We start from the raw sequence: 13,143 nt of genomic DNA on the forward strand, positions 1-13,143 counted from the left end.
CATGCGCAGCACGAAGACCATTCACGTGATTTCGGCCCATGCCGAGGGCGAGGTCGGCGACGTCATCGTCGGCGGCGTCACGCCGCCGCCCGGCGAAACCATCTGGGAACAGAGCCGCTGGATCGCCCGCGACCAGACCCTGCGCAATTTCGTGCTGAACGAGCCGCGCGGCGGCGTGTTCCGCCATGTCAATTTGCTGGTGCCGCCCAAGCATCCCGAGGCGGATGCCGCCTTCATCATCATGGAGCCGCAGGACACCCCGCCGATGTCCGGCTCGAACTCGATCTGCGTTTCCACCGTGCTCCTGGACAGCGGCATCCTGCCGATGCACGAGCCGGTGACGGAGATCACCCTGGAGGCTCCCGGCGGGCTCGTCCGCGTCCGCGCGGAGTGCCGGAACGGCAAAGCCGAGCGTATTTTCGTACGCAATCTCGCGAGCTTCGCAGACAAGCTTGATGCAAAGCTCGAAGTGGAGGGGTTGGGAACGCTCACCGTCGACACCGCCTATGGCGGCGACAGTTTCGTCATCGTCGACGCCGCCGCATTGGGCTTCTCGCTCAAGGCCGACGAGGCCCATGATATCGCCACGCTGGGCGTCAAGATCACCAACGCCGCCAACGTGGCGCTCGGCTTCCATCATCCCGAGAACCCCGACTGGAGGCATTTCTCCTTCTGCCTGTTCGCCGGCACCGTCGAACGCACGGCCGAGGGCTTGCGTGCCGGGGCCGCGGTGGCGATCCAGCCCGGCAAGGTCGACCGTTCGCCGACGGGCACGGCGCTGTCGGCCCGCATGGCCGTGCTGCACGCCCGTGGGCAGATGACGCTGGAAGACAGCCTCACGGCGGTGTCGGTCATCGGTTCGACTTTCACGGGCCGCATCGTCGGCACCACGCAGGTCGGCGGCCGGTCGGCGGTGTTGCCCGAGATCTCGGGTCGGGCCTGGATCACCGGCACCCACCAGCACATGCTCGATCCGTCCGACCCCTGGCCCGGCGGCTACCGGCTGAGCGATACCTGGGGCGCGCGCTGACCGGCGCGCCCACGCAAGCCGTCAGCGCCGTCATTGACCCGAAACCTGCCGCCTCTATCATCGGGAATCGACAGCGGTTTTCGAAGAGGCGGGCATTGTGGCAATGGCGGTCGACGGACGACCAGATCCTCTCGGGCAGCCCCATGCGCTTCCACAGTCCTCCGCAGCCGGCAAGGAGCAAGGCCCGCCAGCCAAGGAAGGAGGTCCAGCCGGCGGTTCGCCGGTCGAGGTCTTCAGCGTCTTCCTCAAGCTCGGCCTGACCTCCTTTGGCGGGCCGATCGCCCATCTCGGCTATTTCCGCGACGAATTGGTGGTGCGGCGCCGGTGGATCAACGAGGCCGGCTATGCCGATCTCGTGGCGCTCTGCCAGTTCCTGCCGGGCCCCGCCTCGAGCCAGGTCGGCTTCTGTCTCGGACTCCTGCGGGGCGGAGGTCTGCTTGGCGGGCTTGCAGCCTGGCTGGCCTTTACCCTGCCGTCGGCCGCCCTCCTGATTGCCTTCGCGCTCGGCGCCTCGACCCTTAGCGGCCCCGTGGCGACTGGCGTGCTCCACGGCCTGAAGCTGGTTGCGGTAGCGGTTGTCGCCCAGGCGATCTGGGGCATGGCCAGGACCCTCACGCCCGACAGGGAACGCGCCGCCATTGCCCTGGCGGCCGTCATCCTCACCGCCGTGACGGCAGGCTCGTTCGGCCAGATCGGCGCCATCGCCATCGGGGCGCTCGCCGGGATCTGGCTCTGCCGTATCGAAAAAAGCGCCGCGATCGGCCGCCTCGGCGTTGCGGTATCGCGACGCAAGGGCGCCATCGCCCTGGCCCTGTTCGCGGCATTCCTCTTCATTCCTGCCGTTCTCGTGGGTGCGACCGGCCCGGATACGGCTCTTTCACGCGCAATCGCTCTGTTCGACGCCTTCTACCGCTCCGGAGCGCTGGTCTTTGGCGGCGGCCATGTCGTCCTGCCGCTGCTACAGGCGGAGGTGGTAGCGCCCGGCTGGGTCGGCAACGAGGCTTTCCTCGCCGGCTATGGCTTGGCCCAGGCTGTGCCGGGGCCGCTTTTCACCTTCGCCGCCTATCTCGGCGCCGTCATGGCGCCCGCGCCCAACGGCATTGCCGGCGCTCTGATCGCGCTGATCGCCGTCTTCGCGCCGGGCCTCCTGCTGGTCTATGGCATGCTGCCCTTTTGGGACAGGTTGCGGCTGCGCCCCACGGCACAGGCTGCCATGCGCGGCGCCAACGCCGCCGTCGTCGGCATTCTTGCCGCGGCCCTCTACAGCCCCGTCTGGACCAGCGCCGTGCTCTCGCCGCAGGACTTTGCGCTCGCGCTCGCCGGCTTCCTGCTGCTGACGGTGTGGAAAACCCCGCCTTGGATCGTCGTCGCCTTGCTGTCCGGCGCAGGTGCGTTGCTCGCCCTGGTCTGATCCAATGACGTGGAGGTCAAACATCGCAGTCGCCGGCATCCGAGCGCACGACATCACGCTCGCTTCCAGCCGCTTCCCCTGAGATCCGTTGTCATTGCATGCGGCGGTAGGGGCGGCTACTCGTCGCCGGCGTCATCGGCCCTGCGGCGGTCGATCACCGCCTGCACCTGCGTGAAGTCGGACGGTGCCATCGACAGCCCTTCGATCTTGTCGCTGCCGAGTTGATTGACGGTCGCACGCAGCTCTCTCACCGGCACGACCTGCACGTCGCCGCCGCGCAGCATGATCGCCACTGTCCCCGGCTCGACCAGATCGCTGGCGACAATGCCGAGACCATCCAACAAGATTACTTCACCGGTCACGCATCACTCTCCCCTCGAGCAAAACGCGTTCAGGTGTGAACGCCAATTTACCCTGAGTCTTTGTTTCGACGCGTCTTTGCGATTCCGGGTGCCTCCGTCCAATCGCAAAACGCTCTGGGCAACGCCCCTTATCGAGCCGCCGGCACGAATAGGGGAAGTCCGCAAGATACCAGACATTTACAAGGTTGCCCCGCTCGGCCTGTCCATGCGCCTACCATAAGGGGATCGGGAGAGTGTACCAACCTTTTAAAGACCGTCGCGTCGTGCAAGCCGGCCACGCGACAACGTCATCGCAGGGGAGAGCCCTGCTGCAAAATCGGCGGAGGATGGGCGGCCTATCTTGCTCCGGTGCCTCTGCGATTGAAAGAACGCACGGGTGGCGCGCCGAAACAAAGGGCCGGTGCCGAAGTGCTTTTTTACGAGCCACGCCTTGCGCCATCCCCTTGTTTCAACACATTTCTCAATCGAAAAGCCAGCCGGCTTTTCTGGAAAACCCCCTATAGCGCTTTGCGATCGGACGAAGTCACGCTGAATCGCAAAGACGCGTCATAACAATGAGTTAGAGAAATAAAGCGTTCATGCTGGAACGCGCTTTGCTCTAGGCATTGCTCTTCTTGGCCTTGCCGCGCGTAGCGCGGACCGGGGTTTTCTCCTTGGTCTGGCGACCTTGCTGACCCAGACCGAGTTCCTTCGCCAGCCGTGAGCGATGGGCCGAGTAATTCGGGGCCACCATGGGATAATCGGCAGGCAACCCCCATTTTTCCCGGTATTGCTCCGGCGTCATGTCATAGGCGCTGCGCAGATGCCGGCTCAGCGACTTGAACTTGCGACCATCTTCAAGACAGATGATGAAGTCGGGCGTGATGGATTTCTTGATCGGCACCGCCGGCGCTGCCGCAGCGACGGGTTCGACCGGCTTTCCAGTGTTCAGATCGCTCAGTCGTCCATGTACCGATCGTATGAGTTCGGAAAGGGAGGAGGAGGAGACCTGATTATTTGCCACATAGGCAGAGACGATATCGACCGTCAGGTCGACCAGCTTCGTGTCAGCTTCAAGCACGTTGAGCCACTTTCATTGTTGTGTTCATTTCAAGGTGAGTGAAGTTTTCTTAGTGACCGCAGCGTTGTGGACCCTATTGCTACGGTGAGTCCGGAACTCTCAAGCAAATTATGATCCATGTAAAGCCAGCTTTAGAAAGTCTTGAGGCCTATCCTCAGGCAACATCGACAGTTCTGGCAATTCGATGGGCTGGGCTGACGGTCGCCCTAGATAAGACTGTCGATATGCTTAAGAAAGAGGCAGTCGTTCCCTTTGCCGGGCATACGGGCTCTGTCTGCGGCAGTCGGCAGCGATGGCGGATACGAGCTTCGCGATGCGATAACCGTCGGACCTCGGCCTCCCCCTCAGTCGGGGCGCGAGTTCTCAGGCACGGCGAGGCAGGCCGGCGTCAGCGCTGGCAGCGCCAATAGCGATGCCCGTCCCTGGTATAGTAGATGCGATGGCACCCGACGGCACTCGCCGGCTTGCGGGCGGTCTGTCGACGGGCTTCGCTGGGCGGAGCCGGAGGCGGCGCTGGCGGCGTCTCGGAGGCTTCCGCCACTGCGACGGGAGCCGAACCGATCGGCAGCAGTTCCTGCAAAGCCCGCAGACGCACCCCTACGACCTTTGCGATCTGACGGGCATCCTCCTCCTCGCAGGCAAGCTTGGTGAGCTGGGTAAGGGCGGACATCTGACCGATCACCAACGCGGCCTGCGCCGGCGCGACCGGCAGGGGTCCCCGCTCGATGCGCATGAAGTCCATATTCGCAGAGACCAATGCACGCTTGATGTCGCTGCAGCTGGCACCATCGGCCAGGGCCGGCCCAATGCCAAAGCAGGCGATCAGGCCAGCGCAAGACAAGGCGAAAGCAATCCTCATTGGTCAACTCTCCAGATCGGAGAGCGATATTGACGACTTTCCCAGAACCGTTCAATCGGCAGGCCACCATAACGGCAGTATTCCTGGTAATTATAAGGCTGAGCAAAGCCTTCGTTGCGGCAGATCAGGCCCGCGTGCCATTCCCGTGCAAACCGTTCATTGCCAACTCATTCGCTGCCCTCGCAGATCGGGGTCGGCCGTGGCGGCGGCGCGGGATGGTCGAGCTTGTATTGCGCCAAGACCGGCTCGAGCGTTTGTCTCGACCAATATTTGGGCGCGCCGATCTCCTTTAGACAGGAAGCGTTCCAATAGAGCCCGACCCTGGCAGGCGACTGGCCGGCCGCCACGGCTCGGGCGACATTGCTGACATCGGCGGCTTCCGGATAGAGATAGAGTGTGGTCGGATCGTCCTTCACCATGGACAGGATCTGTCTCACGTCCCCGAGCGACCAGCTCGTGCAGCCATTGCTGCGCCCGCCGGCATAGTCCACCAGCTTGCCGAACGGAACGTAGCCATCGTGGTTCGCATAGGGGCTGCTCGGAGCTTTGCGCAAGCACACGCCTTTCAGGGCGACGGCGGCATGGCCGCCGATTGCGCGCTGGCGGGCATTGGCCGTCTCGCCTATGCCGTCGAACTGCACGAAGGATCGCAGGAACGCCGCATCCTGGTTCGCCGCCACGCGATAATAGCCCTTGAACGAGGTCTTGGTTTCGGCAGTCACATAGGAACCGCCGGTCGTCAGTTCCGAATCCTGGGCATTGCCGAAATGCCTGGCGCAGCGCCGCCCATTGGCGAAATCCGCCACGCCTCTGAGATTGCGGCCGCCGCCATGCCCGGCCGAGATGGCCCGGAAGGAATGCTGAGATTCGCAGATGATGTAGAAACGTCCACCCGAACTGCCGGGATCGTTGGGGCGCGTCGCATCCATGGCGAAATAGCAAGGATTGCTCACGATTCCCTGGCTCGCTTTCTGGATATAAAGCGCGCGCGCCCTTTGCAGGACCGGCAAGGCGATCTGGCCCGGCCCCTCGCCGACATAGGGCATCAGCCAGGCGGGAATGCCGGCAGCCTGCCCTGCGGCCAAAGCCCCGCCCGAGCCGGCGCCGATCACGGCGACAGCGAGGGACAGGCAGGCGATGCCCACGCCCCTTGCCCGCCCCGATTGCAGCCGCGCCGAGATCATCGTCCTGAAGTGTGACCCGAAAGCCGCTGCCGGGTCATCCATCCTGCGGGTGCGAGGGGTCGCCTGGGCCGTGTGCGCCAATCGAGCCATCGTGAGTTCTTTCCCTCTTCTCGCCGAGCCGGCCCGCGAAGAAGACGCAGCACCAGGTGATGCGAAGACCAGGCAAGCATGGCCGTAATCGGCATGGGCAACGCTAGCGTGGAAGCGTTACGTTTCCTTTACCCGCTTTGCATGTCGGCAGAGGACGGCAAATTGATGGAGAGCCTGCATTGCGGTGCGAGGAAGCAGAACTTCCCTGGTAAGGCCAGGCCTCAGCAAAGCTTCAGCGTGTCCGCCTTCGAACTTCCCGTCCGGCTGTCGACGACCAGTTCGAAGCTCACCTTTTGCCCCTCTCGCAGCTCACCGAGGCCAGCGCGCGTCACGGCGGTAATGTGAACGAAGATATCCCGACTGCCATTGTCCGGTGCGATGAAGCCGTAGCCCTTGATGGGATCGAACCACTTGACAGTACCAGTGCTCATGCCGAGCCTCCTCCCAGAGGCTTCAATCCCGGCTTTCGGAACCGCTTCGTTCGGATCGCCGCGCACAATGTCCCCGGCAAGGTGCCGGCAGACTATTCCCCGTGGTACAGGCAAGCGGCTGTCCGTCTCCGCTCCATTCAGAAAGAGCCCGACGCTTCGAACGCCGGGCAAGGTTGTTTCTTAGGACCGTGTCACCCGCCAGTTCCTCCTAAGGCAGGCACTGGCGGTATCTCCACTGTCGCATAAGCTCGTGATTTCGCCGTGACTGTAAAGAACGGCCGATCTCGGCAGATGGTTCAGACATTGGACGAATGGATCGCATCGACGACCGCCTCGGTGACGTCCCTGGTGGTGGCCGTCCCACCGACATCAGGCGTCAGAATGCCGGCTCCCGTCACCCGCTCCACCGCCCGCATCAGCCTGGCGGAGGCCTCCGCCTCCCCGAGATGGTCGAGCATCTGGGCGGCCGTCCAGAACGTCGCCACGGGATTGGCGATGCCCTTGCCCGCAATGTCGAAAGCCGAGCCGTGGATCGGCTCGAACATCGAGGGAAAGCGCCGCTCCGGATCGATATTGCCCGTCGGCGCCACGCCGAGGCTGCCGGCAAGCGCGCCGGCGAGATCGGAGAGAATATCGGCATGCAGATTGGTGGCGACGATCGTGTCGAGGCTCCGGGGATTGAGCGTCATGCGCACCGTCATGGCGTCGACCAGCATCTTGTCCCAGGCCACGTCCGGAAATTCCCCGGCGACCTCGGCGGCGATCTCGTCCCACATCACCATGCCGTGGCGCTGCGCATTCGATTTGGTGACGACCGTGAGGAGCTTGCGTGGGCGCGATTGGGCCAGCCTGAAGGCATAGCGCATGATGCGGGTGACGCCGACGCGGGTGAAGATCGCAACCTCCGTGCCGACCTCCTCTGGAAGCCCCCGATGGGCGCGGCCGCCATGTCCGGAATATTCTCCCTCCGAATTTTCGCGCACGATGACCCAGTCGAGATCGCCCGGCCCGCAATGGCGCAGGGGCGAGGTGATACCCGGCAGGATCTTGGTCGGCCGGACATTGGCATACTGGTCGAAGCCCTGGCAGATCGGCAGGCGCAGCCCCCAGAGCGTGATGTGATCGGGGACATCGGGCGCACCGACCGCGCCGAAATAGATCGCATCGAATTTCTTGAGCCGGGACAGCCCGTCGGCCGGCATCATGACGCCGTGCTTCTTGTAATAGTCCGAGCCCCAGTCGAAATTCTCGATATTGAACTTCAGCCCGCCATCCCGCTTGGAGAGCGCCGCCAGCACCGTGGCACCGGCTGCGATGACTTCGGGACCGATGCCGTCGGCAGGAATGGCTGCGATGGAATATTCGCGCATCGTCTGTGCTCCGGTAAGAAAAGTGGGTTTCGTATGGGTCGGGCGACATCGGCGGCGCCGTTGGTGTTGACGATGTCCGGATTGGGAGCGGAACGGGCGGTGCCAGTGTATCCCGGAGACCCTGAACCGCAATCCGGCGCGGTATGAAGAATCCGCCTGAGGCCCGCAATTTGATGGATCCATCAAGAATTGCCAGGACCCATTGCGAAGACGCTTGGAACCAGGCGTCGGATCGGCGGCGCTCCTAGCCCTTCCACAAGGCAGGGGCATGGGCGCCGATATGGTCCCAGAGGCGATTGGCGACCGGGCCATGCGGGCGATCGCGTCGCCGGGCGGCGACCAGTTCGGTTTCGACACCCGGAAAAGCATTTCCGGTGATGGAGAGAAGGCGCCCTTCGCGCAATTCCCGTTCGATCATGAAACGCGGCAAGTGTCCCCAGGCCATGCCCCGCATGATGACCTCTTTCTTCATCGCGTGATCCGACACCGTGCATTGCGGTGCGCCTTCCATGACATAGAAGTTCGCCTTCGTCGCCGACCGGGCGGTATCGCGGATGATGCATTGGGTGAGGCCGCGCATTTGGTCCGGCGAGATCCGGCGGGTGAGCGCGAACGGCAAGAAGCCCGGAGCAACCACCGGCACGAACGATACCGTGCCCAGATCGATCCATTCCAAGCGAGGATCGGCCTTTTCGATCCAATGCAGGATCAGGTCGGCCTCATCCTCCAAAAGCCGTTCCGAAGGGCCGCCGATCGTCTCGAAATGGAGGTCCAGCCTTGTCTGCGGGCATTGTGAGAAGAAGCCGCCCAGCAGCTGCAGGCCTTCTTGCAGGGGGCAGGTGTCGCCGAGGATGACGCGCAGATGCGTCTCCTCGCCCATTGCGAGTTGCTGTGCGTGCACGCGCAGCGCCTCCATCTCGCCGAGCAGGGACTGAGCCTTGCGATGGAACGAACGGCCGGCCTCGGTCAGGGATACGCGATAGCCGCTCCGGTCGAACAGGAGAACGCCGAGACTGGCTTCCAGCTTGGCGATCGCCGCAAATATCGCGGCATGCGAGCGGTTGAGCACGGCGGCAGCAGCCTGGAAGCCGCCTTCGCGGACCACGGCATCGAAGCACTGGATTTCCTGAAGCGTGAAAGCATGCATTGTCACCTATAATTACAAAGAATTAAAAAACTTTTCAATTTTTATCGAAATTGATCGAGCCTAGTTTCGCAGCATGCCATCGAGGAGCACGGCTTGCCTCCCTCGATCCCGGCCGTGACGCCGGAGATAGCAAAACAGGAAAAGGAGCATGCCCATGGCCAACGCCAGCGCCCGTCCGGCCACGCCGGACCTCGAAGAAACGGCAGGCCTGTCGTTCCTGACCACCGGAGACGGCGTCAGGATCGCCTACACGATAGACGGCCCGGACGATCGCCCAGCGCTCGTGCTGTCCAATTCCATCGGCACGACCCTACATATGTGGGATCTGCAAATCCCAGAGCTGTCGAAACATTTCCGTGTCGTTCGCTATGATTTCCGGGGTCACGGCGCCTCGGACGTACCGCCCGGCGCCTATTCCGACGGCCGTCTCGGGCGCGACGTGCTGGAATTGATGGATTGGCTGGGGATCGAGCGCGCCCACTTCCTGGGCCTGTCCCTGGGCGGCTTCGTCGGCCAGTGGCTCGCCATTCATGCTCCGGAACGCGTCGAGCGCCTGATCCTGAGCAACACAGCCGCTTACCTTGGATCTGCGGCCTATTTCGACAAGGCTATCGCCGCCGTTCTTGCCGCGCCAGACATGACGGAGACGGCGGAAACATTCCTTGGCAACTGGTTTCCGAAGGCCATGGTCGAGGCGAATGGGCCGGCCATCCAAGCCTTCCGGAAGATGCTGCTGAATACGTCGCGCCAGGGCCTTGCCGGCAACTGGGCGGCCGTGCGCGACGCCGACCTGCGCCGGACCATCGCCCTGATCGCCGCCCCCACCTTGGTCATCGCCGGCGAGTTCGACACGGTCACCTCGCTTGGCAAGAGCCAGGAGATTGCCGCCACTATTCCCGGCGCCCGGCTGAAGGTGCTGCCGGCCGTCCATCTCAGCAATATCGAATTTTCGCAGGAATTCATGGCAGAAGTGCTGTCATTCCTGCAGGCGGCGCCGGCCTGATCACTCATGCGGGCGCCTCCGTTCCGGCCAAGCGCCGTGCAGAACGCTAAAGGATTTATTCATTCTCAGGCCATGAATTGTTGCCCAAACGAAGAAGTAATTCTTGATTTATTTCTCTAAAATCCAAGATATCAAACAAATCATTTGACAAATCAATAATATCGCTCTTCTATATATTAGCCTTCAACAATTAGGTGTCATATGTCGAGTCCAAGCACACTTCAATATGGCGTTAATTATGGCATTCAATCTTCCGGCAACAGTCAATATCTATCATGGGAAGGAGCGGTCATCTCTCCCCATGCATATTCTGCGATCCTTTATGATGATCTCAAGGATATATGGTTCGATTCAACGGGAACGACATCTGGAGAAATTCTGACCGGTGCCGAAGTGTATCTTCGGTTGATCGTTGTTGTACATTTATGGCTTCAAGGCATTCCCGGCCAAGCCGCTGAATGGGGCAATATCAAGTCCACCGTGCCTGGATGTACTTTCCAATTATTTACCGACTTGAACGGGACCACAGGCAACGTCATCAGTACCGGACAAACGATCTATATATACAATCCGCAATTCACCTCATATCTCGCCCCCTCCTCAACCTCACCCTATGTGACGTTGGGAAGTGCTGCAGCCTGGACTGCTGTCAGCACCTAAAGCGCTTCTCGAAAAAAGGCGACGGGCTTTTCGATTGAGAAAACGCGCCAAAACAGCAGACAGAGAGAAAGTACGATCAGGAAAGCGTACTTTCTCTGACGTCAAGGCTGCGCCTGCATGATCCTGCGACAAAGAACTGTCCGAAGGCTCAGATCTCCAGCAAAGCGTAAGGCCGGCCTGTCGGCTTTTCGATATGAGCCGCCACATTGTAGACGGGCGCGCCTTTCGGCGTCCTGCCCTGATAGGCCCCGCGATGGGCATGGCCGTGAACCACCGCGCTGACCTCGAAGCGATCGATGGTTTCGGCAAGGCGCGAGGAGCCCAGGAAGGGATAGATCTCGGGCGGCTCTCCGGCGACCGTCTCGACAATGGGCGCATAGTGCAGCACCACCACCGCCCGATCGGCGCGAACCTGCCGCATGGCGTTCTCCAGGCGCATCGCCTGATCGATGCCCTCGGCCACCATGGCCTTGATCGCGGGTTCGCCGAACGAACTCAGCATGAACCGCCCGAAGCCACCGGCAAAACCCTTCACGCCGACGAAGCCGACGCCTTCGATCTCGACATGCCGGCCGTCGAGCAGATGCACCTTCGCCGCCTCGAGAATGGCGACCAGCCTGTCTTCCTCGCCCCCCTCATAGTCGTGATTGCCAAGCACGGCGACGACCGGAATGCTGCAGGCGGCAAGGTCGGCGGCAAGATGTTCGGCCTGTTTCGGCTTGCCGAGATCGGTGAGGTCCCCGGCCAGAACCAGCACGTCGGCCGTTCCCGAAATCTCCTTGAAAAGATCGCGGTAGGATTCTTCCGGCGTATCCTTGACATGCAGGTCGGCCAGCGCCGCCACCTTGATGGTCTTTGGCTTGTCACTCATCGTTGCTGTGTCCCTTGGAAGCACGGCGGTCCCCTTCCCCGCCCACATCGGCGAACCCCCATTCCTTGACGTCGATCTCGAAGTCCACGCGCGAATACATGCGGCCCCGGCAGATCTTCATCTGAGGCGGCGGTAATTGCCGCTGTGCGTCAAGCCGCTCGAGCAGTTCCGTCAGCAGCCAGGCTGGGACGGCGTCGCGTTCCGATGGATAGATCCAGCGGAAATTGAGCAGATGCATCAGGAGCACCTCCCAATGCACCTCCATATGTGCGAGCAGACGATGCCAGTCGATCTGCGCATGCGTCTTGAGGATGAGATGGACCACGTCGGCACCGTCATAGCGATGGCGCATCTGTACGAAACATTTGGACCAGATGAGATCAGTCGGCCCGACGATGCCGACCTTGCAATCATAGAGGTGGATCTGGCGCCCCTGCTCGAACCAGTCATCGCCCACCGGCATCGTCCCATTCGGGGAGGCAAAGATGACGTCGAAGAACTTCTTGTCCTTGAGAACCTTGCCGAGCCAGCGATCATCCTCGATCTCGACGGCATAGTTCTCGGCCTGGAAATAGGCTAGCAGGCGCTGGGCATCGCCCGCCTTGCAGAAAATATCCAGATCCTTGGTCAGGCGGGTGATGCCTGTATAGGCGCTCACGGCAAAAGTGCCGGCCAGCAGAAACGGAACATCGCAGGCACACAAATCCCGAATGGCCTGTTGCACGAAGCTTTCGGCCTCGTCATCATGCAGCAAGGGTTCGGCCATGACCTGCATCAAGGTCGAGCGCTTTGCCTTGGCTGCCTGTTTCTTGTGATGTGTCGCCATCCGCATCCCTTTGCCTGCCGGACAGGTTGATCGTCCTGTTGGAACGGATGGTGAAGGGCTTGGTTCCGAAAGCGATCCTCTCCTTGCAAGCCCGCGATCACCTCGGCCTTGTTGCAGGTGCCGCCTCGGCGACTTCCTCCGCGCTTCGGCCGCCATAATACAATGCCTCCGCACGCGATGAACGGGAGCATCGCAATGGCCCTGCCCGAAAAGGATATGAGGGCGCCGCGCGTCGAATTATCGGCGGATGTCTTCCAGAAACGCCCTGAGAGGGGCAGCTCGTCAGCCTCGACGAGCCGCCTCCATCGCCGCGACGTCGATCTTTCTCATCTTCATCATCGCTTCGAAGGCGCGTTTTGCTTCGGCGCCGCCGGCAGCTATCGCCTCGGTCAACACGCGGGGCGTGATCTGCCAGGAAATGCCCCATTTGTCCTTGCACCAGCCGCAGGCGCTTTCCTGGCCGCCATTGCCGACGATGGCATTCCAGTAGCGATCCGTCTCCTCCTGATCGTCCGTGGCGATCTGGAAGGAAAAGGCCTCGCTGTGCTTGAATGCGGGCCCGCCATTCAGGCCGAGACAAGGGATGCCGGCGACGGTGAATTCGACCGTCAGCACATCGCCCTCCTTACCGGACGGATAGTCGCCGGGCGCGCGGTGGACGGCATGCACCTTGCTGTCCGGAAAGGTCTCGGCATAGAAGCGGGCCGCGGCCTCCGCGTCCTTGTCGTACCATACGCAGATCGTGTTCTTCGCAATCGCCATTGCCTGTCCTTTCGCGTTCGAAGCCGCCGCGCCCCGGCTTTTCATGGATTCGGGGCGGTCTGCAGCCAGCTTGGGCA

General features: G+C 62.1%; 14 protein-coding genes. 4 read left to right on the plus strand and 10 right to left on the minus strand.

From position 1 onward, the window contains the following. The first annotated feature begins 1 nt into the window (after position 1). Together J8I29_RS13600 and chrA are read left to right on the plus strand one after the other, a co-directional pair. Positions 2–1,030, plus strand: coding sequence for a proline racemase family protein (locus J8I29_RS13600; RefSeq protein WP_209432048.1), 1,029 nt, complete (start codon positions 2–4; stop codon positions 1,028–1,030). Positions 1,031–1,127: 97 nt separating this feature from the next. Further along, the gene (chrA, locus tag J8I29_RS13605) at positions 1,128–2,441 is read left to right on the plus strand and encodes a chromate efflux transporter (RefSeq protein ID WP_348536015.1); all 1,314 of its coding nucleotides are present in this window, start codon (positions 1,128–1,130) and stop codon (positions 2,439–2,441) included. Positions 2,442–2,557: 116 nt separating this feature from the next. On the opposite strand, the gene J8I29_RS13610 is transcribed toward chrA, so the two are convergent. The 7 genes from J8I29_RS13610 to J8I29_RS13640 all read right to left on the minus strand — a co-directional run bounded on the left by J8I29_RS13610 (position 2,558) and on the right by J8I29_RS13640 (position 8,944). Further along, a complete protein-coding gene (locus J8I29_RS13610) occupies positions 2,558–2,803 on the minus strand; it encodes a hypothetical protein (RefSeq protein WP_146126814.1) in 246 nt (81 codons plus the stop codon). A gap of 598 nt (positions 2,804–3,401) precedes the next feature. Continuing rightward, complete coding sequence (locus J8I29_RS13615; RefSeq protein WP_209432049.1) at positions 3,402–3,863, minus strand: MucR family transcriptional regulator; 462 nt, start codon at positions 3,861–3,863, stop codon at positions 3,402–3,404. A 388-nt stretch (positions 3,864–4,251) separates the two neighbouring features. Continuing rightward, positions 4,252–4,722 (minus strand): hypothetical protein, encoded by a 471-nt coding sequence (locus J8I29_RS13620; protein WP_209432050.1) that lies wholly within the window; start codon positions 4,720–4,722, stop codon positions 4,252–4,254. 167 nt (positions 4,723–4,889) lie between these two features. Beyond that, positions 4,890–5,906 (minus strand): hypothetical protein, encoded by a 1,017-nt coding sequence (locus J8I29_RS13625; protein WP_209432194.1) that lies wholly within the window; start codon positions 5,904–5,906, stop codon positions 4,890–4,892. A gap of 311 nt (positions 5,907–6,217) precedes the next feature. After that, entirely contained in the window at positions 6,218–6,427 is a 210-nt protein-coding gene (locus tag J8I29_RS13630; protein WP_209432051.1) for a cold-shock protein, read from the minus strand. Between the two features lie 296 nt (positions 6,428–6,723). Continuing rightward, positions 6,724–7,797 (minus strand): tartrate dehydrogenase, encoded by a 1,074-nt coding sequence (locus tag J8I29_RS13635; protein ID WP_209432052.1) that lies wholly within the window; start codon positions 7,795–7,797, stop codon positions 6,724–6,726. A 244-nt stretch (positions 7,798–8,041) separates the two neighbouring features. Beyond that, positions 8,042–8,944 (minus strand): LysR family transcriptional regulator, encoded by a 903-nt coding sequence (locus J8I29_RS13640; protein ID WP_209432195.1) that lies wholly within the window; start codon positions 8,942–8,944, stop codon positions 8,042–8,044. Between the two features lie 154 nt (positions 8,945–9,098). On the opposite strand from J8I29_RS13640, the gene J8I29_RS13645 reads away from it, so the two are divergent. Next, complete coding sequence (locus J8I29_RS13645; protein ID WP_209432053.1) at positions 9,099–9,947, plus strand: alpha/beta fold hydrolase; 849 nt, start codon at positions 9,099–9,101, stop codon at positions 9,945–9,947. A 201-nt stretch (positions 9,948–10,148) separates the two neighbouring features. After that, positions 10,149–10,607: a hypothetical protein gene (locus tag J8I29_RS13650; RefSeq protein WP_209432054.1), complete on the plus strand. Its 459-nt coding sequence runs from the start codon at positions 10,149–10,151 to the stop codon at positions 10,605–10,607. A 148-nt stretch (positions 10,608–10,755) separates the two neighbouring features. On the opposite strand, the gene J8I29_RS13655 is transcribed toward J8I29_RS13650, so the two are convergent. The 3 genes from J8I29_RS13655 to J8I29_RS13665 form a co-directional block, all read right to left on the minus strand. Beyond that, positions 10,756–11,478 carry a metallophosphoesterase gene (locus tag J8I29_RS13655; RefSeq protein ID WP_105860473.1) on the minus strand — a complete coding sequence of 241 codons (723 nt, stop codon included), beginning with the start codon at positions 11,476–11,478 and terminating at the stop codon, positions 10,756–10,758. Further along, a complete protein-coding gene (locus tag J8I29_RS13660; protein WP_209432196.1) occupies positions 11,471–12,253 on the minus strand; it encodes a nucleotidyltransferase family protein in 783 nt (260 codons plus the stop codon). The genes J8I29_RS13655 and J8I29_RS13660 overlap by 8 nt, the downstream gene beginning before the upstream one ends. Positions 12,254–12,586: 333 nt before the next feature. After that, positions 12,587–13,060, minus strand: a complete 474-nt coding sequence (locus tag J8I29_RS13665; RefSeq protein WP_209432197.1) for a VOC family protein — start codon at positions 13,058–13,060, stop codon at positions 12,587–12,589. Positions 13,061–13,143: the final 83 nt, after the last annotated feature.

Source organism: Labrys sp. LIt4 (assembly GCF_017813775.1).
Taxonomy (GTDB): domain Bacteria; phylum Pseudomonadota; class Alphaproteobacteria; order Rhizobiales; family Labraceae; genus Labrys; species Labrys okinawensis_A.